Genomic DNA, 19124 nt, shown 5'->3' with positions numbered 1-19124 from the left:
GCTCAGGTGGCCGATTCAGTCGTGCGCACAGCGCCGCGTCGGTTCAACTGCCCGTAAGCCACCACACAATTGCGCCCGGCGCCCTTGGCCGCATACAGCGCCTGGTCGGCGCTCTTGAGCACTTCTTCGGGCGTGCGATGCTCCGGCTGGCGTTCAGCAACGCCGATACTCACCGTCACCGACACGCTGCCAGCCTGCGCGCCACTGCGACGCTGGCGGCCTTGCTGGTCGTCCTGAGGGCGATTGTCCTTGTTGCGCAGCTGAATCTCGTAACTGGCGATGGTCTCGCGAATGGCTTCCAGGTGCGGCATGCACTCATCGATGCTCTTGGCGGCGAACACAATGGCGAACTCCTCACCCCCATAGCGATAGGCCTTGCCGCCACCATTGGTGATTTTCGACAGCTTGCTGGCCACCAGACGCAGCACCTGATCCCCCACATCGTGGCCATGGGTGTCATTGAATTTCTTGAAGTGATCCACGTCGCTCATCGCCAGCACATAGTTGCGACCCAGACGCTGCATGCGCTCATTGAGCGCCCGACGCCCAGGCAACCCGGTGAGCTCGTCACGGAAGGCCATCTGATAGGCCTCATGAGCGACCGCAGCGGCAATCATCAGCATCACCTGACTGCAAAGGATGTTCAGCGTGAACGGCAGGATGAAGGTCTTGGGCAATGCCCAGAACAAACCCAGCAAGCCGACAATCTGCGCCGCATGCAGCGGTCGCGGTTTTTCCAGGTATTGCCAGATCAGCACCCCGAAGGACACCAGAAACATCGCATAAGAAAGCTGAATCAGGCTCATCCATGCACCATGCAGGGCAGGCCACCGGATATCGGCCAGCCAGACTTGCAGCTCGACCGGATAACTTTGCTCAAGCCCCACTGCCACGCCGCCCAGCGCCACCAGCACCGCGAGCCGCGCGACCATGTCCTGGAACAGATGCGTGCGTTCCTCCCATGCCGCATACAGCCCGAACAGCAGCGGCAGCAGCAGGCAGACCAGGTGAAAAATCACCGCCGCATCTTCGCGGACCTTGCCGTGGTCACGGTAGTAATCGGTCTGGGTGTCGAGCAGGTAGTAGGCGATATACACCGTGACCATCAGAAACAGCTCGCGCTGACGTCGGTAAACACAGCAGTACGCACCGCCCAACAGCAGAACCAGAGTAGGAAGCACGTTGAACAGCGAAGTGAAGAAGACGTTCAGGTCCTTTACATACGCAGCCGCGAGCCCCGCCACCAGCAAGCCCAGTGAAGGCAGAAAATGACTCAAGCGTGCAGCTGATGGACGCAACAAAAGGGGTTATCTCCTACCCGGCATCTGGATGACTGGCTGGCCTAATGGCATTGTGCCCCTCCCCAGCAAACAATGCATCGGCAGGATCAACAAACAACTTAATTTCTGTAACGGCAGGAAGTGGGAAATGTTTATTGCGGGCGTCTAGCGCCCATGCGTTGGCATGCATTGGGTAACGCTCCGCGTCGTACTGCAGCGCAACGTCATGCTTTGCCTGTCATCACTGCACATAAAAGCGCTTTTTTATCGCGATGTTACTGACGACGCAGATCGCGACGTAAGTGACAGGGGCTTTGGTCACTTTGGCCCCATCAAAGTGACTCGCCGAGTGGCGAAAAGGTGACCTGAGTCGAACCCCAATCCACCTGACAAAGAAAACCCCTGTGTGACGCAGAGCGTCACGAACTGCATTCCCACGCGGAGCGTGCGGAACGAGAGGTCTCCTGAAGAACACGCCTCGTGACTGTGCGCGGGGCCAGGGTTCCTTCTAAGGTCTCGCCAGGAATTCGAATACAGCCATGCGCTAAAACGCACCCATAAAAAAACCGCCTGATCAGCGATCAGGCGGTTTTCATGAAGCCAGCGAAGCTTAGTAAGCCAGGCCGAAGTCTTCTTCTTTCATGTCCATCAGGTTGGCAGCACCCGACAGAATGGCCGCCACGTGGGTACGAGTACGCGGCAGGATGCGCTGGAAGTAGAAACGCGCGGTCTGGATCTTGGCGCGATAGAACGCCTCGTCAGACGCACCGGCCGCCAGCTTCTCGGCTGCAACACGCGCCATGTCAGCCCAGAAGTACGCCAGGCAGGCATAGCCGGAAAACATGATGTAATCCACCGATGCAGCACCCACTTCTTCGCGATCCTTCATCGCCGCCATGCCCACTTTCAAGGTCAGGTCGCCCCACTCCTTGTTCAGCGCAGCCAGTGGCGTCACAAACTCCTGCACAACTTCGTTGCCTTCGTTGCTCTGGCAGAACTTGTGCACGATCTTGGTGAAGCCCTTGAGCGCTTCACCCTGGGTCATCAGCACCTTGCGGCCCAGCAGGTCGAGCGCCTGAATACCGGTAGTGCCTTCGTACAGCATCGAAATCCGGCTGTCGCGAACGTTCTGCTCCATGCCCCACTCGGCAATGAAACCGTGGCCGCCGTAGACCTGCACGCCATGGTTGGCAGCTTCGAAGCCCACTTCCGTCATGAACGCCTTGGCAATCGGGGTCATGAACGCCAGCAATGCGTCGGCAGCTTTCTTTTGCTCCGGGTCTTCGCTGTACTTGACGATGTCGACCTGTTTGGCGGTGAAGTACACCATGGCACGCGTGCCTTCGGCGAACGCCTTCATGGTCAGCAGCATGCGACGCACATCAGGGTGAACGATGATCGGGTCAGCGGCTTTTTCCGGTGCCTTGGGGCCGGTCAGCGAACGCATTTGCAGGCGGTCACGGGCATATTGCAGGCCGCCCTGGAAAGCGACTTCGGCGTGTGCCAGACCTTGCAGTGCAGTGCCCAGACGCGCGGTGTTCATGAACGTGAACATGCAGTTCAGGCCCTTGTTCGCCGGGCCGATCAGGTAGCCGGTCGCGCCGTCGAAGTTCATCACGCAGGTGGCATTGCCGTGAATGCCCATCTTATGCTCGATGGAACCACAATTCACCGCGTTACGCTCACCGATGCCGCCATCGGCAGCCGAAAGGAACTTGGGCACGATGAACAGCGAAATGCCTTTGGTGCCAGCCGGTGCGTCCGGCAGGCGGGCCAGCACGATGTGGACGATGTTATCGGCCATGTCGTGTTCGCCAGCGGAAATGAAGATCTTGGTGCCGGTGACCTTATAGGTCCCGTCAGCCTGAGGCTCTGCCCGGGTACGCAGCATGCCCAGGTCGGTGCCGCAATGCGACTCGGTCAGGCACATGGTCCCGGTCCATTCGCCGGACACCAGCTTGGTCAGGTACGCGTCCTGCTGCTCGGGCGTGCCGTGCTCGGAGATCGTGTTCATTGCGCCATGCGACAGGCCCGGGTACATGCCCCACGACCAGTTGGCTTCGCCGACCATCTCGCTGACCGCCAGGCCCAGCGACTCGGGCAGACCCTGACCGCCGTGCGCAACGTCATGCGCCAGACTCGGCCAGCCGCCTTCGACGAACTGTTTGTAAGCCTGTTTGAAGCCGGTCGGCGTCTTCACGCCCGACTCGCTCCAGGTGCAACCCTCGGTATCGCCCACACGGTTCAGCGGCGCCAGCACCTGCTCACAGAACTTGGCGCCCTCTTCCAGAATGGCGTCGACCATGTCCGGAGTGGCGTCATGACAGGCTGGCAGACTCTGATAGTGCGCTTCATAGCCGAGCAGTTCATCACGAACAAAACGAATATCACGCAAGGGGGCCTTGTAGTCAGGCATAGCGATAACCTCTGCTGATGAATCCTGGAACGAATGACCGGGCGGTCGCTGGAGAGACACCCTCAAGCGCCAGACAATCTCGTATGCCTCGCGGTCAAACAGGTGTTTGAAACATACGTTTACGCCCAAACCTTGTCAATAGCGAAGCACGCACCATTCGTCCACGGCCCATGCATAAGCCACGCAGGCGTACGTCGTGCGGGGGCGAGAGAAGCGTAAGCAAAAGTCTAGTGGAGGGCGAAGCGAGGTGCAGGCGTGATACAGGACAATGATGCGGAGAAATTCAGTGAGCAACGCCGTGCGCTGAGGGCACGGCGAGAATTGACGCGAGAATCAGGCGTAGGTGTCAATCAGCGTGCCGAGCATTTCATTGCTGGCTTTCTGCGCAGCCAGTCCTGCTGCAAACTGATCCTTGCCAGCCTCGAGTTCGACCATATTGGACGACAGGTCGGAACGCTGGCTGCGATCAACCGAGCGCAGGTTCTCGAGCTGAAAGTCAGAAGACTGGCTTCTGCCCGACACTTCGATATTGGAGCTGGCAATCTGGGTGGCCGCCTGATCCACACGACTTTGCCCGACCTGCATTGCGCTCAGGCCCGGGTAGAGGGTGTTGTTCATGGTGATTTGCATAAGCCGATCCTCAGTTCAAAAAATGAACACATGCCATTGAACCAGCATTTGCGCGGAAATACCCGACAAACAGACTAATGGCACTAGGCCGCACGATAGCCTGACTCTTGAAATTCCAAAACTGTCTTGCCGGTCAGCGACATAGCGGCGCTGTCAGCTCAATACCTTCAAATCAAGATACTGCGCCACATTTTCGGCGCTTGCCTCATCCAATCGCGGGACCCGCCCCAGGCAAGGTGCGGGCAGACGCTCGACCAGCGTGGCGAGGTTTTCTTCAAGCCGCGAGGTGTCGGCATCCACGATGTTGGCCACCCAGCCTGCCAGGCGTAAACCGTCACGGGCAATGGCTTCAGCAGTCAGCACCGCATGATTGATACAGCCCAGGCGCACGCCCACCACCAGAATCACCGGCAGATCCAGAGCAATGGCCAGATCGGACAGCGTGCTCTGCCCGGACAGCGGCACGCGCCAGCCGCCTGCCCCCTCGATCAGGGTGAAATCGGCCTGTCTGGCGAGCATATGCCGCATGGGTTGCAACACCGAGTCGACCGTCAACGCGACGCCGGCTTCGCGTGCTGCCAGGTGCGGAGCGATGGCCGGTTCGAAGGCCAGCGGATTGACTTCAGCGTAATCCAGCTCGACAGAACACTCGGCCAGCAACGCCAGGGCATCCGGGTTACGCAGCCCCTGTGGCGTGACAAAACAACCGGACGCGACGGGCTTGCCGGCTGCCGTGCTCAGGCCGGACGAACGAGCGGCATGCAGCAAACCGGCAGCCACCGTGGTCTTGCCAGCGTCGGTATCGGTTCCGGTGATGAAGTAGGCGGCAGTCATCTCAGTAGTCTTTCCTGTCAGTCCATCAGTTTTTTTCAAGCACCGCGTACAGCACTTGATAGGTGGCGGGCAGTCCGGCGTCCTGACGGAAGCCTTCATAGGCCTTAACCATGCCCATGATCCGCTCGCGCCCGGTCAGGCCATTGGGCCGTCCGGGGTTGAGATTGTGCGCACCGAGCGCCTTCAACTCGTGCGTCAGGCTGCGCACATCCGGGTAATGCAGAACCTGCGGGCAAACATCGAGGCTGCGTACTTGCAAGCCGCTCGCCGCGCACAGCTGGCGATAGTCGTCCTCATGACGAAAACGGTTCACATGCACCCGGCCGTCCACGGCCTGCCAACTGTCGCGCAGCTCGTACAACGTGCCGACACACAGGCTGGCAAAGGCGAATACGCCGCCTGGCTGCAAAACGCGCTGAGCTTCACTGAGCACTGCGGCGAAATCGGCGCACCACTGCACCGCCAGGCTGGAAAAAATCAGCGCGCAGCTCTGGTCACGCAGCGGCAGGTGCTCGGCATCACCCGCAACGAAGTGCTGTGCGCCACCCAAGGGTCGGGCATGACGCAACATGCCTTCGGCGATATCCAGTGCAATACCTTCGCTGCCAGTGAACGTCTGCGCCAGCGCCCGGCTGAAATAGCCGGTGCCGCTGCCCAGATCCAGCCAGCGGGACGGCTTGCATTGCGCAGGCAGACGCGCCAGCAGCTCATTACCGACGTTGCGCTGCAGTTCGGCAACGCTGTCATAGCTGCCTGCCGCGCGGGAAAAGGACGCAGCAACCTGACGTTTGTCAGGCAAGACAGAAGGTGGTTTGGGGATTGAAAGATCAGTCATCGTCCAGCTCGTGCAGAAAGGCGTGGATCGCGGCCGCTACCCCATGAGGGTTTTCCAGCAGGAAGGCATGACTGGCCTGCTCGATCAGGCCCACTTCGACATCCGGCAACAAGGCCAGCAGATCACCTGCTGCCTCGGCGGGCACGAAGGCATCCAGCCCGGCGAACAGGTGCAGTTGCGGGCCACGATAGGTTTGCAGCGCGCTGCGGGTGTCGAGTTGCCGGAGTATTTTCAGGCCGTCGATCAACGCCGTTTTCGACAGGTGCGGTGCACCGGCCTTGAGCAGCCGCGCCAGACCGCGCGGGTCCTCTGCGCCTTGCGTGCATAACAGGCTGAAACGCTTGAGGGTCAGGTCCGGATCATCGGCACAGCCAGCCAGAAACGCCTCGAAATCCTGCGCGGGCATCGCATTCGGCCACGCCCCCTGGGTGACGAAACAGGCGTTGCTGGCCAGCGTCAGCAATCCGCAACAACCTTCGCCACGCCGCGCCGCCAGTTCAGCCGCGAGCATGCCACCCAATGACCAGCCGCCCAGCCAGGCGTCGTCTGGCAGGTTGGTGTCCAGCTCGTCGAGCCAGTCTGGCAAATCGCAGCTGTCGATATCCGGCAATGGCTCGACTTCAACCCGCAGGTGCTCATCCAGCCCGCGCAATGCAGCGGCAAGCGGCTCCAGCGGCGAAACGCCAAGGCCCCAGCCTGGCAACAGAATCAGACGATCACGCATGAACAGGCTCCGAGGAGTGGCTGGCATCCAGCAGCGGGTAGCACTGCTCCAGAGTGTTCAATAATAGCTGCACGTCGGCTTCGCTGTGCGCGGCAGACAACGTCACACGAAGTCGCGCGCTGCCCGCAGGCACGGTGGGCGGGCGAATGGCGGTGACCAGCAGGCCGCGCTCGCGAAGCAATTGCGAGAGGCGCAAGGCGCGACCGGCATCACCGATCATGATCGGCTGGATCGGGGTAAAGCTGTCCATCAGTTGCAGCCCGATCTGCTCGGCACCGCGCCGAAACTGCTGAATCAGCCGGGTCAGATGCTCGCGACGCCAATGCTCGGTACGCAGCAGCTGCAGGCTTTTCAAGGTGGCGCAGGCCAGCGCGGGCGGCTGGCTGGTGGTGTAAATGTAAGGCCGGGCGAACTGGATCAGGGTTTCGATCAGTTCTTCACTGCCGGCCACGAACGCCCCGGAAGTGCCGAACGACTTGCCCAGGGTGCCGACCAGCACGGGCACGTCATCCATGCTTAGACCGAAGTGCTCGACGATACCGGCGCCGTTGGCACCCAAAGGGCCGAAGCCGTGGGCGTCGTCCACCATCAGCCAGGCCCCTTTGGCCCTCGCCGAACGGGCCAGCGCGGGCAGATCGGCGATGTCGCCGTCCATGCTGAACACCCCGTCGGTCACCACCAGGGTATCGCCCACGGATTTTTCCAGGCGGGCTTCCAGGCTGCTCACATCGTTGTGCAGATAGCGCGAAAACCGTGCGCCGCTGAGCAGACCGGCATCCAGCAGCGAGGCGTGGTTGAGACGGTCTTCCAGCACCGTATCGCCCTGCCCGACCAACGCCGTCACTGCGCCGAGGTTGGCCATGTAGCCATTGGAGAACAACAGTGCGCGCGGACGACCGGTCAGCTCGGCCAGCGCTTCTTCGAGTTCGTGGTGCGGCGCGCTGTGGCCGATCACCAGATGCGAAGCCCCGCCGCCAACGCCCCAGCGCTCGGCACCCGCCTGCCAGGCAGCGATCACCTCGGGATGATTGGCCAGCCCCATGTAATCGTTGTTGCAGAACGCCAGCAAAGGCTGGCCATCGACGATGACCTGCGGCCCTTGCGGACTTTGCAGCAGCGGACGCTGACGATAGAGGTGGGCGGCGCGACGGGCATCGAGGCGCGTGCGGAGATCGAAAGACATGCAGGTCCCGGTCCGGAAAATGACAATTCAAAACGGGCCGGAACAGACCGGCCCATTCGACGGATCAGGCAGAGGCGGCGTCGTAGAACATCGAGCTGCTTTGCTGTTCGACCAGCGCCTGTTCGATAGCGGCCTGGTGCACTTCGTCGGCATGCCCTTCGCCCGCTTCGGGCTTGATGCCCAGACGCGAGAACAGCAGCATGTCCTTGTCGGCTTGCGGGTTGGCAGTGGTCAGCAGCTTGTCGCCGTAGAAAATCGAGTTGGCCCCGGCGAAAAACGCCAGTGCCTGCATTTGCTCGTTCATCGCTTCGCGACCGGCGGACAGGCGCACGTGGGATTTCGGCATGAGAATCCGTGCCACGGCGAGCATGCGAATGAAATCGAACGGGTCGACATCTTCGGCGTTTTCCAGCGGCGTACCGGCGACCTTGACCAGCATGTTGATCGGCACCGACTCCGGGTGCTCTGGCAGGTTGGCCAGCTGGATCAGCAGGCCGGCGCGGTCATCGAGAGATTCGCCCATGCCCAGAATGCCACCGGAACAGATCTTCATCCCCGCATCGCGCACGTAGGCCAGGGTTTGCAGGCGTTCGGCGTAGGTACGGGTGGTGATGATGCTGCCGTAGAACTCCGGCGAGGTGTCGAGGTTGTGGTTGTAGTAGTCCAGCCCGGCAGTGGCCAGCGCTTCGGTCTGTTCCTGATCGAGGCGGCCCAGGGTCATGCAGGTTTCCATGCCCATGGCTTTCACGCCTTTGACCATCTCCAGCACGTAAGGCATGTCCTTGGCAGAGGGGTGCTTCCAGGCCGCGCCCATGCAGAAGCGGGTCGAACCAATGGCCTTGGCGCGTGCGGCCTCTTCAAGCACCTTCTGTACTTCCAGCAGTTTTTCTTTCTCAAGACCGGTGTTGTAGTGGCCGGACTGCGGACAGTACTTGCAGTCTTCCGGGCAGGCGCCGGTCTTGATCGACAGCAGCGTGGAGACTTGCACGCGGTTGGCGTCGAAATGAGCGCGGTGCACCGTTTGCGCCTGAAACAGCAGGTCATTGAATGGCTGTACGAACAGCGCCCTGACCTCGGCTAAAGTCCAGTCGTGACGCAAAGTGGCGGTGGTGCTGGCGCTCATCGGGCGGCTCCTTGGTGTTTCTGGGCAATGCGCGAGGGCGGGAAAGACCCCAGGCGCTACACGGATGTCGGGCATATTTAAGGAAGAGCCATGCGCTGTCAACCCAGCTACCCGTACGAGGTTTACATCTGGTTAAAAAACAAACAATCCTGTTTGTTATGTGATGAACGCAGTGAGGTGCCCACACCCATCTGCGTGCCGTGCGAAGCAGAGCTGCCGTGGCTGGGCAACGCTTGTGTGTGCTGTGCGCTGCCGTTACCCCGTTCAGGCATGAGCTGCGCGCAATGCTGCAAGCAACCGCCTGGCTTTACGCAGGTCATCGCGCCCTGGTTGTACGAATTCCCGGTCGACGGTTTGATCACCCGCTTCAAACATAACGGTAAATGGCCCATGGGACGACTGCTGGCGGAACTGTGCGCGCACTATCTGCAGCACCGTTTCGAGGAAGACCTGCCACGTCCCGACTGCCTCATTCCAGTGCCGTTGGCCAACAAACGCTTGCGCCAGCGTGGCTACAATCAGGCGGCAATGCTGGCCGGCTGGCTGGGTAAACAGCTGCAACTGCCCGTCGACGAAGAACATGTGTTGCGCAGCCGGGAAACAACCGCACAGCAGGGCCTGGACGCGAAAGCCCGCAGGCGCAACCTGCGCGGCGCCTTTACCCTGGTTGATCCCGATTGGGTACAGGGCAAGCACTTGGCGCTGGTCGATGATGTTCTGACCACCGGTTCGACGGCAGAGGTCATTGCGCGACTGCTGAACAAGGCCGGTGCGCGGCGGGTGGACGTGTATTGCCTGGCTCGCACGCCCAAGCCGGGTGACTAATGGCCCCTACGCGCCTGGTTTAATATCGTTCCCACGCTCCAGCGTGGTAATGCCTTTCGGGACGCTCCGCGTCCGGTTTCGACGCCATGAGCGAGAGCGATCATACTGCCCACTCCTACTCGACCGCCCCGGATTTCCATGGCCCTCCCCACCTTGCTGACGCAACACATGGTCCGCCGCCCGCAACGTATTGCGCTGCTGCAGCATATTGCCGAACAGGGCTCGATCACCCGTGCTGCGAAAAGCGCAGGGCTGAGCTACAAGGCGGCCTGGGACGCCATTGACGAGTTGAACAATCTCGCGCAAAAACCGCTGGTAGAGCGCAGTGTCGGCGGACGCGGCGGGGGTGGCGCGAAGTTGTCGGTCGAGGGCCAGCGAGTACTGCGTCTCTATCAGCGCGTCCAGGCATTGCAGGCCCAGGTGCTGGAAGCCGCCGAAGACAGCAGCGATCTGGACTTGCTCAATCGCCTGACCCTGCGCACCAGCGCGCGCAACCAGCTGCTGGGGCGGATCGTCAGCATCACCCGTCAGGGGCACAACGATCAGGTTCGCCTGCAACTGGCTGACGAGGTGTTTATCGAAGCGCAGGTCACCCATGACAGCACCCTGCGTCTGGAACTGGAAAACGGCACGGAGGTGGTTGCACTGATCAAGGCCGGCTGGCTGGAACTGCACGCAGACAACAGCAAAGAAACAAATGGAAACAATTGCCTGATCGGCCGAATCGACAGCGTGACCGACGCTGAAGATGGCCCAAGCGAAGTACGCATCACACTGCCCGGCGGCCAGACGCTGTGCGCCCTGGCGACACCTGAGCACCTGCATGCACAGCAGCTGAAAACCGGCGCAACGGTGCAGGCAAGATTTGCAGCTTCACTGGTACTGCTGGGTATACCGTTGTAAGCGCTGGCAGGTCATCACCACGACACAATTTCGTCATATGCGCGCACTAAGGTGGCTGCCATATTCGAGGGAGCCGTGATGATGAAACTATTAGAAGAAAACCAGACCACTGACCTGGAAAACCTGGTCGGCGCCGACAAGGTCGGCCTCACCCGCCGCGGTTTCATCAGCGCGGGCGCATTGTGCGGCGCGGCGATGTTCCTCGGCGGCAACCTGCTCAGCCGCACCGTCCTGGCGGACAGCGTCAGCGCGGCGTCTGGCACATTGCTCGGTTTCCAGAGCATTCCTGCTGCCACCGCCGACAGCATCAGCCTGCCGGCAGGTTACAGATCCTCGGTACTGATCAGTTGGGGCCAGCCTCTGCGCGCGGGCGGTCCGGCGTTCGACCCGAGTGGCAAGGGTACGGCCCAGGCTCAGGAGGTGCAGTTCGGCGACAACAACGACGGCATGTGTCTGTTCCCGATGCGGGGTCGCAAAGACCGTGCTTTGCTGGCGATCAACAACGAATACACCAACTACCGCTACCTCTTCGAGCATGGCAAGGAGCCGCAATCGGCTGAAGAAGTACGCAAGGCACTCGCCGCAGAAGGCGTGTCAGTGATCGAGGTACAGCAGAAAAACGGCAAATGGCAGTTCGTGCAGGGCTCGCGTTACAACCGCCGCGTGCATGGCAATACGCCGATCAGGCTGAGTGGCCCGGCGGCCGGTCACGACTGGCTCAAGACTGACGCCGACAAGACCGGCACCCGCGTTCTGGGGACTTTCCAGAACTGCTCCAGCGGCCAGACGCCGTGGGGCACGTACCTGACCTGTGAAGAGAACTTCACCGATTGTTTCGGCAGCAGCAACGCGGAGCAGACATTCGATGCGGGCATGAAGCGCTACGGCGTTGTCGCCGCCAGCAAAGAGATCAACTGGCACCCGCACGACCCGCGCTTCGACGTGGCGAAAAACCCCAACGAGGTCAATCGTCATGGCTGGGTGGTCGAGATCGATCCGTTCGACCCTGAATCGACGCCGGTCAAGCGCACGGCGCTCGGGCGTTTCAAGCACGAAAACGCCGCCTTCACGCAAACCAGGGACGGGCGCGCCGTGGTGTACATGGGCGACGACGAGCGTGGCGAGTTCATCTACAAGTTCATCAGCCGCGACCGGATCGATCGCAAGAACCCGAAAGCCAATCGCGACCTGCTGGACCACGGCACCTTGTACGTGGCGCAATTCGACGCTGGCAACGGCAACCCGGATCATCCAAAGGGCAATGGCCAGTGGATCGAACTGAAACACGGCAAGAACGGCCTCGATGCCGCTGCCGGTTTCAATAATCAGGCTGAAGTGTTGATTCATGCGCGCCTGGCCGCCAGTGTGGTCAAGGCCACGCGCATGGACCGCCCGGAATGGATCGTGGTCAGCCCCAAGGATGGTCAGGTGTATTGCACGCTGACCAACAACAGCAAGCGCGGCGAAGAAGGTCAACCTGTCGGCGGGCCGAATCCACGCGCCAAGAACCAGTACGGGCAGATCCTGCGCTGGCGCGAAGGCGGCAACAATGCGTCGGCGATGGCGTTCGAGTGGGACCTGTTTGTGGTCGCGGGCAACCCGACTGTGCATGCCGGTACGCCACAGGCCGGGTCGAGCAACATCAACGCGCAGAACATGTTCAACAGCCCGGACGGCCTGAGTTTTGATCGTTCGGGTCGGCTGTGGATTCAGACCGATGGCGATTCCAGCAACAAGGGCGACTTCGCTGGCATGGGCAACAACCAGATGCTCTGCGCCGACCCTGCCAGCGGCGAGATCCGCCGTTTTCTGGTCGGACCGGTCGGTTGCGAAATCACCGGTATCAGCTTTGCGCCTGACTACCGGACGATGTTTATCGGCATCCAGCATCCCGGTGAGAACGGCGGCTCTACCTTCCCCGAGCATTTGCCCAACGGCAAACCGCGCTCATCGGTGATGGTCATCACCCGGGAAGATGGCGGCGTTATCGGCGCCTGATCGGCAATCAGGAAAAGGACGCAGATCGCTCATCGTTATATAAAGGTCTGCTATTGATTCTGGCCGCAGGCCGTGGGAGCGAACTTGTTCGCGAAGAGGGCTGTATGATCGTCGAAAATGCATCGACTGAAACACCGTCTTCGTGAGCAAGCTCACTCCCACAAGGATCTTTACTCCGCCTGATACTGCGCGTCGAGCCCCGCTTTCCGGGCTCATCAAGACTCGAGTATCACGCCGGGCGCAGAGCGTGGGAGCGATGAGTAATCAATTAATCAATCAACCCGTTCACATCGTAGAACGGGTACGGCCCTTCATAGTCGCCGAACACGGCGTTATGGCTGACAAACCCCTGCTCCGATTGCCAGCGGTGCAGCACGTAGCCTGCCGGTTCCAGATTGAAGTTGCGAAATCACCGGTATCAGCTTTGCGCCTGACTACCGGACGATGTTTATCGGCATCCAGCATCCCGGTGAGAACGGCGGCTCTACCTTCCCCGAGCATTTGCCCAACGGCAAACCGCGCTCATCGGTGATGGTCATCACCCGGGAAGATGGCGGCGTTATCGGCGCCTGATCGGCAATCAGGAAAAGGACGCAGATCGCTCATCGTTATATAAAGGTCTGCTATTGATTCTGGCCGCAGGCCGTGGGAGCGAACTTGTTCGCGAAGAGGGCTGTATGATCGTCGAAGATGCATCGACTGAAACACCGTCTTCGTGAGCAAGCTCACTCCCACAAGGATCTTTACTCCGCCTGATACTGCGCGTCGAGCCCCGCTTTCCGGGCTCATCAAGACTCGAGTATCACGCCGGGCGCAGAGCGTGGGAGCGATGAGCAATCAATTAATCAATCAACCCGTTCACATCGTAGAACGGGTACGGCCCTTCATAGTCGCCGAACACAGCGTTATGGCTGACAAACCCCTGCTCCGATTGCCAGCGGTGCAGCACGTAGCCTGCCGGTTCCAGATTGAAATGTGCAGGCGCGGCTTCGTCGAGGTCGAGGACGATCTGGTGTGAGGTGCCCGGGCAGATGCTCGCCACGCTGCCTCCGAAACGTCGTTGCATCGGTCGATGCAAATGTCCGCACAGCAAACGCTCCACTTGCGGATGCTGGGCGATCACGCGCTCCAGCGCCGATGCGTTGCCGAAGGGTTCGCGGTCCATGTGCCCTATGCCGGTAATGAACGGTGGGTGGTGCATGACGATCACGGTCGGCACATAAGGACGACGTGACAGCTGCGCGTGCAACCAGTCCAGCTGACAGTAATCCAGTTGCCCGCCATGCTCGCCGGGAATGGTCGTGTCCATGCCGATCAGACGCACCGGGTATTTCTCAACCACCCAGTCCAGAGGCCCGCTGGCCGACAACGGCAGGTACACCTGCTCGGCAAACGCAGCCAGCAGGTTCTGTCGATCGTCATGATTGCCGGGCACCAGATAAAACGGCATCTGCAGACGTTCCAGCTCCGGCTTGAGCACGGCGTATTCGTCCTCGCGACCGAAGTCCACCAGGTCACCGCTGATCACCACGATGTCGGGGCGCTGCTTGCTGGCATTGATGTGCGCGACCGCGCGGCGCAACGCACCCAGAGTGTCGACCACGCCATAAGTCAGGCGGCCGTCGGCTTTAAGGTGCAGGTCACTGATCTGGGCAATAAGAAACGGACGATTCAAAATAATCTCTCTACGAAAAACGATTTCACGAATGCAGGGTAAACAGCACTTGCGGGTCGACACTCAAGGCAATGACTGCGTTGGCGGCGTAAATCACGTTGTCGGTGCTGTCCACCAGCAGCGGCTGCGGGCCCCCGACATCGACCAGTAAGCGACTTTGCGCGCCCTGAAAAAACTGCCCGACCAGGCGCCCATGAAGATGGCCGTTTCCAGACATCAAACGTAGGTGCTCGGGGCGGCAGTAGACCGTGCCCGGTACGTCAGCCCCGTGCCACGGCAGCTCGCCACCGCTCACCTTGAGGCCTGACGGGGTGCGCTCGACTACGCTGAACGCGTTCAGATTGCCGACAAACCCGGCGACGAACGCATTGGCAGGCTGTTGATAGATTTCCCTCGGCGTCGCCAATTGCGAGACGCAACCTTTTTCCATGACCAGAATCCGGTCACCCAGGGCCATTGCCTCGCCCTGATCGTGGGTGACGAACACCGAGGTGATGCCCAGCCCACGCAGCAACTGGTCCAGCTCACTGCGCAAGCGCTCGCGCAACTGCGCATCCAGTGCCGCCAGCGGTTCGTCGAGCAACAGCACCCGAGGACGCGGCGCCAGCGCCCGGGCCAGAGCCACCCGTTGGCGCTGCCCGCCAGACAGCTCGTTGACGCGGCGATTGCCGTGGCCGGTCAACCCGACCAGTTCCAGCAACTCATCGCAACGCTTGTTGCGCTCGGCAGCCGACAAACCACGAATCTTCAGGCCGTAAACGATATTGCCGGCCACATCGAGGTTGGGAAACAACGCGTAGTTCTGAAACACCATGCCCACGTCGCGCCGCTCGATGGGCAGACGTGTCACGTCCTGATCATCGAACAACACCTGCCCGACGTCCGGACGTTCAAGCCCGGCAATCAGCCGCAAGGTGGTGGTCTTGCCGCAACCGGACGGACCGAGAATCGCCAGCGTTTCGCCGGGCTCGATGGTCAGGTGCAGATCCTTTACAGCAACGGTGCCGTCGGCAAATGCCTTGCGGCAGCCTTTCAGGCGAATGGTGGTTCCGCTCATCGGCTCTCTCCACGGGCAAGACGCGCGCTGATGGCCTGCAACGCAATCAGCAGCGGCACAATCAGCAACAGAAAAAGAAGGGTGTAGGCGCTGGCGACTTCCAGTCGCGCCGAGGCGTAACTGTCGGCCAGACCGACCGGCAGGGTTTTGGTCATCGGCGTGTGCAGCATCCAGGTCAGGTTGAATTCGCCCAGTGACAGGGTCACGACCATCAGCACACCGGCAAGAATCCCGGCCCGGCAATTAGGCACCACCACACTGAAGAAACGCTTGATCGGCCCGGCGCCCAGACTGGCGGCAGCCTCTTCAAGCACCGGCAGTTGCTGACGCTGCATCACCGCCATGACCGGGCGCACCAGGAACGGCAGGGTTAACAACACATGGCCGACCAGAATGAACAACCAGCTGCTGCGAAAGCCGCCGAACTGGCCGTAGGTCAGCAATAACGCGAGGGCGCTGGCCAGACCGGGCATGGCGACGGGCAAGACCATCAATTCCTCGAAGGCCCGGCTGAAGCGATTGTTCATGCGCACTAGCGCATACGCTGCCGGGACACCCACCAGGCACACGCAGATAGCGCACGCCACGGCCAATTGCAACGACAGCCAGACGGTGGGTGAATAGGCCTGCCAGACCTGCACCAGCCAGTCGAAGGTCAGACCGCTCGACAGACCGAGAAAATAATTGCGCGTCAGGCCGGCCAGCAGCGACAGCACCACAGGCACCAGCATGAACGCACAGACCAACAGGGTGAACGCCAGTTGCGCCACGAACAACGGTGAACGTTTCACAGGACAACTCCCGATTTACCGACCATACGACGCGCCAGCAACAGCACTGCCCACGTCACCAGCCCGAGGATGACTGACAGCGCAGCGGCCACGGTGAAGTTGGCGTAATTGGTGAACACGTTGTAGATCGCTACCGGCGTGACGTTCAGGCGCGTGCCCAGGGTAAAGGCCGTGCCGAAGGCGCCCATCGACGTGGCGAAGCAGATCGCGCCGCAGGACACCAGCGCGGGCGCCAGCCCCGGAATGATCACATCGCACACCACCCGCCAATGACCGGCACCCAGCGAATGCGCGGCTTCTTCAAGACTGCGGTCCAGGCTTTCGCAAGCGGCCATGACTGTCAGAATCACGCGCGGAATCGAGAAATACAGATAGCCGATGAATAACCCGGTCAGCGAGTAGGCGAACACCCAGCGCTCGCCCGCCAGGTGCAGCCCGAGCGCGGCGAAGATGCCCTGTCGACCGGCCAGCAGAATCACCAGAAAGCCGACCAGCAACGCCGCGAGCGTCACCACCAGCGCCAGCAGGCAGGTTTGCAGCAGACTGCCGAGGTACTGAGCACTGCTCAGGACCTGCCAGTAACCGCTGCCATTGCCATCAGATCCTCGCGTACCAAGCATGATCAGGTGGGTCAGCGGCAGCAGCCAGAATGCCAGCAATACGGCCATCGCCGGGGCCAGCGCCACCGCAGCGGTCGGGCGCAGCCGCAGCTTGAAAAATCCGCCCTTGCGCAGAGGCAGCGCTTGTTCCGGCGAGGCCGACATTACTTCACCTCACGCAGATAACGGGCAGCGAAAGCTTCCTGCACCGCGGCCATGTGCTGGTAGTCCACCACACCGGCGCGGGCGTAATCGCTGTCCGGCAGGAACTGTGCAGCCACTTCGGCAGGCATTTTCGAGCGCACTGGGCGCAGATAGGCCTTGGCCCACAGCGCCTGCCCTTCGTCGGACAATACGAAGTCCAGCACCTTCTCGGCGTTGGCACGATGCGGCGCCTTGGCCACCAGGCTCATCACGTACGGAACGCCTATGGTGCCTTCCTTGGGAATCACGAAGGCGACGTTGGCCTTGTCCTTGTAGCGAGCGCGATAGGCATTGAAGTCATAGTCGACCAGAATCGGCAGCTCGCCGGACAGCACGCGTGCATAGGCGGTTTGCTTGGGCACGATGGGCGAGTTTTTCGCCAGTTTCTGGAAGTAGTCGATGGCCGGACCGAAGTTGTCCAGCGTGCCGCCCATGGCTTGGTTGATCGCCACGGCGGACACGTAACCGACGAACGCGCTGGACGGGTCGAGATAACCGACCATGCCCTTGTACTCGGGCTTGAGCAGATCCGCCCAGCTTTGCGGCACCGGCAGACCGCCCAGTGCGTCGACGTTGACCATGATGCCGAGGGTCCCGGAGTGAATGGCGAACCAATGCCCTTCAGGGTCTTTCAGGCCTGCCGGAATCTCGTCCCAGTGCTTGGGTTTGTAGGTGTCGACCACGCCGGCCTTCTGCGCCTGCAGGCCGAAGGTCACGCCATAATAGACCACGTCAGCGACCGGCGCGGCTTGCTCGGCAACGATTTGCGCCAAGGCCTGGCCGGAGTTCTTGTTGTCCAGCGGCACCTGCACACCGGTGCTGTCGGCAATCGCCTTGAGCTGCGTTCCCCAGTCGGCCCATTCGGGCGGGCAGTTGTAGCAGATGGCGGTTTCGGCGGCCTGGGCGAGGCTGGCCGCACCGCATAACAGCAGTGCCGCGAGGGTTTTACTGAGGCTGAGCATGAAGCATCTCCTGGTAGGGCTGGGTGCTTTCGCCGGGCCGGATGTGGCACGGCAGACAATGAGAAACAGGTACTGCGCCAGCAATCCGTGCCAGTAATTGGTCGATGACGATGTGTGCCAGCTCGGCGATGGGCTGAACCACGCTGCACAAGGTCGGGTGCATCTGCGTGCCGAGGGCGATGCCGTCGAAGCCGATTACCGACAGGCGCTCGGGAACGGCCCAGCCGTTGCGGCGTAATTCGGCAATCAGGCTGATGGCCAGCAAATCGTTGGAACAAACCAGCGCGCTGGGCGCGTCCGGGCCACGTAACAGGGGTTCCAGTGCAGCGAAATCGGCGCTGGTATGAGCAGGCATTTCAATCACCGGTCGCGCTTCAAGCCCACACTCGGCCATGGCGTCGCGATAGCCTTCATAACGCAGTCGGGCGCGGTCGGACTGCATGGCCGGGCCTGCGACCATGGCGACTCGTTGATGGCCTGCATCGATCAGGTATCGAGTAGCCAGCGCCATGCCCGCACGGTTATCCACAGACACCGCGCTGTAATCCGGATTGCCGGTCTGGTGATAGGCCAGCACGAACGGGGTGTCTTCATTGATCAGGCTTTGCAGCACCCGGTTGTGCTCGGCGTCGGTCACCGTCAGCACCAGCCCGTCGACCCGTTGACGCAACAACTCTTCAACCACGGCGCTTTCACGCTCTGCGGTGTAGTCGGTGGTTGCCAGCAGCAGGTTATAACCCCGCGCCCGCGCCGCCCGCTCCATGGCCTGAAACTGCTCGGCAAACACCGGGTTGAGCAGGTTGGGCACCACCACGCCAATCAGGTTGGTGGTTTGCAGACGCAACTGGCGGCCCAGCCGATTGGGGCGAAAACCCAGGGCGCGGGCTGCGGCGAATACTCGCTCGCGGGTCTCCAGGCGCACGACGTCGGGGCTTGCGAAGGCACGTGCCGCCGTGGCTCGGGAAACCCCGGCCAGATGCGCTACCTCTTTCAGATCAGTCATTGTCGCTCGCTTGAGATCGATCTCATTGACGGCAACTTTAGGCGTCGAACATGGCTATCTCGCTAACGACTCATGACTTTTT

At 61.1% G+C, this 19124-nt stretch carries 17 protein-coding genes and 2 pseudogenes; 4 read left to right on the top strand and 15 right to left on the bottom strand.

Going from position 1 to position 19124, the window contains the following annotated elements; all coding sequences use genetic code 11:
- Positions 1-2: 2 nt before the first annotated feature.
- The 8 genes from LIX91_RS15050 to bioB all read right to left on the bottom strand — a co-directional run bounded on the left by LIX91_RS15050 (position 3) and on the right by bioB (position 9025).
- The gene (locus LIX91_RS15050; RefSeq protein ID WP_226488702.1) at positions 3-1301 is read right to left on the bottom strand and encodes a sensor domain-containing diguanylate cyclase; all 1299 of its coding nucleotides are present in this window, start codon (positions 1299-1301) and stop codon (positions 3-5) included.
- Between the two features lie 589 nt (positions 1302-1890).
- Complete coding sequence (locus tag LIX91_RS15045; protein WP_003393572.1) at positions 1891-3696, bottom strand: phenylacyl-CoA dehydrogenase; 1806 nt, start codon at positions 3694-3696, stop codon at positions 1891-1893.
- 333 nt (positions 3697-4029) lie between these two features.
- Positions 4030-4326 carry a hypothetical protein gene (locus LIX91_RS15040; RefSeq protein WP_003419817.1) on the bottom strand — a complete coding sequence of 99 codons (297 nt, stop codon included), beginning with the start codon at positions 4324-4326 and terminating at the stop codon, positions 4030-4032.
- 153 nt (positions 4327-4479) lie between these two features.
- The gene (bioD, locus tag LIX91_RS15035) at positions 4480-5160 is read right to left on the bottom strand and encodes a dethiobiotin synthase (protein ID WP_003419820.1); all 681 of its coding nucleotides are present in this window, start codon (positions 5158-5160) and stop codon (positions 4480-4482) included.
- 25 nt (positions 5161-5185) lie between these two features.
- Positions 5186-5995, bottom strand: a complete 810-nt coding sequence (bioC, locus tag LIX91_RS15030) for a malonyl-ACP O-methyltransferase BioC (protein WP_226488701.1) — start codon at positions 5993-5995, stop codon at positions 5186-5188.
- Complete coding sequence (locus tag LIX91_RS15025) at positions 5988-6719, bottom strand: alpha/beta fold hydrolase (protein ID WP_103697274.1); 732 nt, start codon at positions 6717-6719, stop codon at positions 5988-5990. The genes bioC and LIX91_RS15025 overlap by 8 nt, the downstream gene beginning before the upstream one ends.
- A complete protein-coding gene (gene bioF, locus LIX91_RS15020) occupies positions 6712-7902 on the bottom strand; it encodes an 8-amino-7-oxononanoate synthase (RefSeq protein WP_003411837.1) in 1191 nt (396 codons plus the stop codon). The genes LIX91_RS15025 and bioF overlap by 8 nt, the downstream gene beginning before the upstream one ends.
- Before the next feature lie 64 nt (positions 7903-7966).
- Positions 7967-9025 (bottom strand): biotin synthase BioB, encoded by a 1059-nt coding sequence (gene bioB, locus LIX91_RS15015; RefSeq protein WP_003316190.1) that lies wholly within the window; start codon positions 9023-9025, stop codon positions 7967-7969.
- A 90-nt stretch (positions 9026-9115) separates the two neighbouring features.
- On the opposite strand from bioB, the gene LIX91_RS15010 reads away from it, so the two are divergent.
- The 3 genes from LIX91_RS15010 to LIX91_RS15000 all read left to right on the top strand — a co-directional run bounded on the left by LIX91_RS15010 (position 9116) and on the right by LIX91_RS15000 (position 12751).
- Positions 9116-9850, top strand: coding sequence for a ComF family protein (locus LIX91_RS15010; RefSeq protein WP_003419827.1), 735 nt, complete (start codon positions 9116-9118; stop codon positions 9848-9850).
- A gap of 138 nt (positions 9851-9988) precedes the next feature.
- A complete protein-coding gene (locus tag LIX91_RS15005; RefSeq protein ID WP_003419830.1) occupies positions 9989-10753 on the top strand; it encodes a TOBE domain-containing protein in 765 nt (254 codons plus the stop codon).
- Positions 10754-10834: 81 nt separating this feature from the next.
- The gene (locus tag LIX91_RS15000; protein ID WP_226488735.1) at positions 10835-12751 is read left to right on the top strand and encodes a PhoX family protein; all 1917 of its coding nucleotides are present in this window, start codon (positions 10835-10837) and stop codon (positions 12749-12751) included.
- A gap of 268 nt (positions 12752-13019) precedes the next feature.
- Here the strand turns inward: LIX91_RS15000 and LIX91_RS14995 are convergent.
- Positions 13020-13154: pseudogene (locus tag LIX91_RS14995) on the bottom strand (phosphodiesterase); the annotation flags it as partial.
- On the opposite strand from LIX91_RS14995, the pseudogene LIX91_RS14990 reads away from it, so the two are divergent.
- Positions 13154-13324, top strand: a pseudogene (locus LIX91_RS14990) (alkaline phosphatase PhoX); the annotation flags it as partial. The pseudogenes LIX91_RS14995 and LIX91_RS14990 overlap by 1 nt on opposite strands.
- 268 nt (positions 13325-13592) lie before the next feature.
- Here the strand turns inward: LIX91_RS14990 and LIX91_RS14985 are convergent.
- The 6 genes from LIX91_RS14985 to LIX91_RS14960 are packed head-to-tail and all read right to left on the bottom strand — an operon-like array spanning position 13593 to position 19042.
- Positions 13593-14426, bottom strand: coding sequence for a phosphodiesterase (locus LIX91_RS14985; RefSeq protein ID WP_103697279.1), 834 nt, complete (start codon positions 14424-14426; stop codon positions 13593-13595).
- 25 nt (positions 14427-14451) lie between these two features.
- Complete coding sequence (locus LIX91_RS14980; RefSeq protein WP_003411847.1) at positions 14452-15483, bottom strand: ABC transporter ATP-binding protein; 1032 nt, start codon at positions 15481-15483, stop codon at positions 14452-14454.
- On the bottom strand, positions 15480-16274 hold the full coding sequence (locus LIX91_RS14975) for an ABC transporter permease (RefSeq protein WP_226488700.1): 795 nt from the start codon (positions 16272-16274) through the stop codon (positions 15480-15482). Before LIX91_RS14975 ends, LIX91_RS14980 begins: the two co-directional genes overlap by 4 nt.
- On the bottom strand, positions 16271-17038 hold the full coding sequence (locus tag LIX91_RS14970; RefSeq protein ID WP_226488699.1) for an ABC transporter permease: 768 nt from the start codon (positions 17036-17038) through the stop codon (positions 16271-16273). The genes LIX91_RS14975 and LIX91_RS14970 overlap by 4 nt, the downstream gene beginning before the upstream one ends.
- Complete coding sequence (locus LIX91_RS14965) at positions 17038-18039, bottom strand: ABC transporter substrate-binding protein (RefSeq protein ID WP_003411850.1); 1002 nt, start codon at positions 18037-18039, stop codon at positions 17038-17040. Before LIX91_RS14965 ends, LIX91_RS14970 begins: the two co-directional genes overlap by 1 nt.
- Positions 18023-19042, bottom strand: a complete 1020-nt coding sequence (locus LIX91_RS14960) for a substrate-binding domain-containing protein (RefSeq protein WP_046236650.1) — start codon at positions 19040-19042, stop codon at positions 18023-18025. Before LIX91_RS14960 ends, LIX91_RS14965 begins: the two co-directional genes overlap by 17 nt.
- Between the last annotated feature and the right edge of the window lie 82 nt (positions 19043-19124).

Origin of the sequence: Pseudomonas sp. B20, from assembly GCF_020515755.1 — a bacterium.
Classification (GTDB): Bacteria; Pseudomonadota; Gammaproteobacteria; order Pseudomonadales; family Pseudomonadaceae; genus Aquipseudomonas; species Aquipseudomonas syringae.
Note: the sequence above shows the minus strand (reverse complement) of the source record. Positions and strands in the feature narration are given on the sequence as shown.

Excerpts from the sequence above, each read along its gene's own strand:
- LIX91_RS15045 (WP_003393572.1), bottom strand. The coding sequence starts at position 3,696 with ATGCCTGACTACAAGGCCCCCTTGCGTGATATTCGTTTTGTTCGTGAT.
- LIX91_RS15025 (WP_103697274.1), bottom strand. The coding sequence starts at position 6,719 with ATGCGTGATCGTCTGATTCTGTTGCCAGGCTGGGGCCTTGGCGTTTCG.
- bioC (WP_226488701.1), bottom strand. The coding sequence starts at position 5,995 with ATGACTGATCTTTCAATCCCCAAACCACCTTCTGTCTTGCCTGACAAA.
- LIX91_RS15040 (WP_003419817.1), bottom strand. The coding sequence starts at position 4,326 with ATGCAAATCACCATGAACAACACCCTCTACCCGGGCCTGAGCGCAATG.
- bioF (WP_003411837.1), bottom strand. The coding sequence starts at position 7,902 with ATGTCTTTCGATCTCCGCACGCGCCTCGATGCCCGTCGCGCCGCCCAC.
- LIX91_RS14970 (WP_226488699.1), bottom strand. The coding sequence starts at position 17,038 with ATGTCGGCCTCGCCGGAACAAGCGCTGCCTCTGCGCAAGGGCGGATTT.
- LIX91_RS15000 (WP_226488735.1), top strand. The coding sequence starts at position 10,835 with ATGAAACTATTAGAAGAAAACCAGACCACTGACCTGGAAAACCTGGTC.
- bioD (WP_003419820.1), bottom strand. The coding sequence starts at position 5,160 with ATGACTGCCGCCTACTTCATCACCGGAACCGATACCGACGCTGGCAAG.
- LIX91_RS15005 (WP_003419830.1), top strand. The coding sequence starts at position 9,989 with ATGGCCCTCCCCACCTTGCTGACGCAACACATGGTCCGCCGCCCGCAA.
- LIX91_RS14965 (WP_003411850.1), bottom strand. The coding sequence starts at position 18,039 with ATGCTCAGCCTCAGTAAAACCCTCGCGGCACTGCTGTTATGCGGTGCG.
- LIX91_RS14960 (WP_046236650.1), bottom strand. The coding sequence starts at position 19,042 with ATGACTGATCTGAAAGAGGTAGCGCATCTGGCCGGGGTTTCCCGAGCC.
- bioB (WP_003316190.1), bottom strand. The coding sequence starts at position 9,025 with ATGAGCGCCAGCACCACCGCCACTTTGCGTCACGACTGGACTTTAGCC.
- LIX91_RS14980 (WP_003411847.1), bottom strand. The coding sequence starts at position 15,483 with ATGAGCGGAACCACCATTCGCCTGAAAGGCTGCCGCAAGGCATTTGCC.
- LIX91_RS15010 (WP_003419827.1), top strand. The coding sequence starts at position 9,116 with ATGCGCTGTCAACCCAGCTACCCGTACGAGGTTTACATCTGGTTAAAA.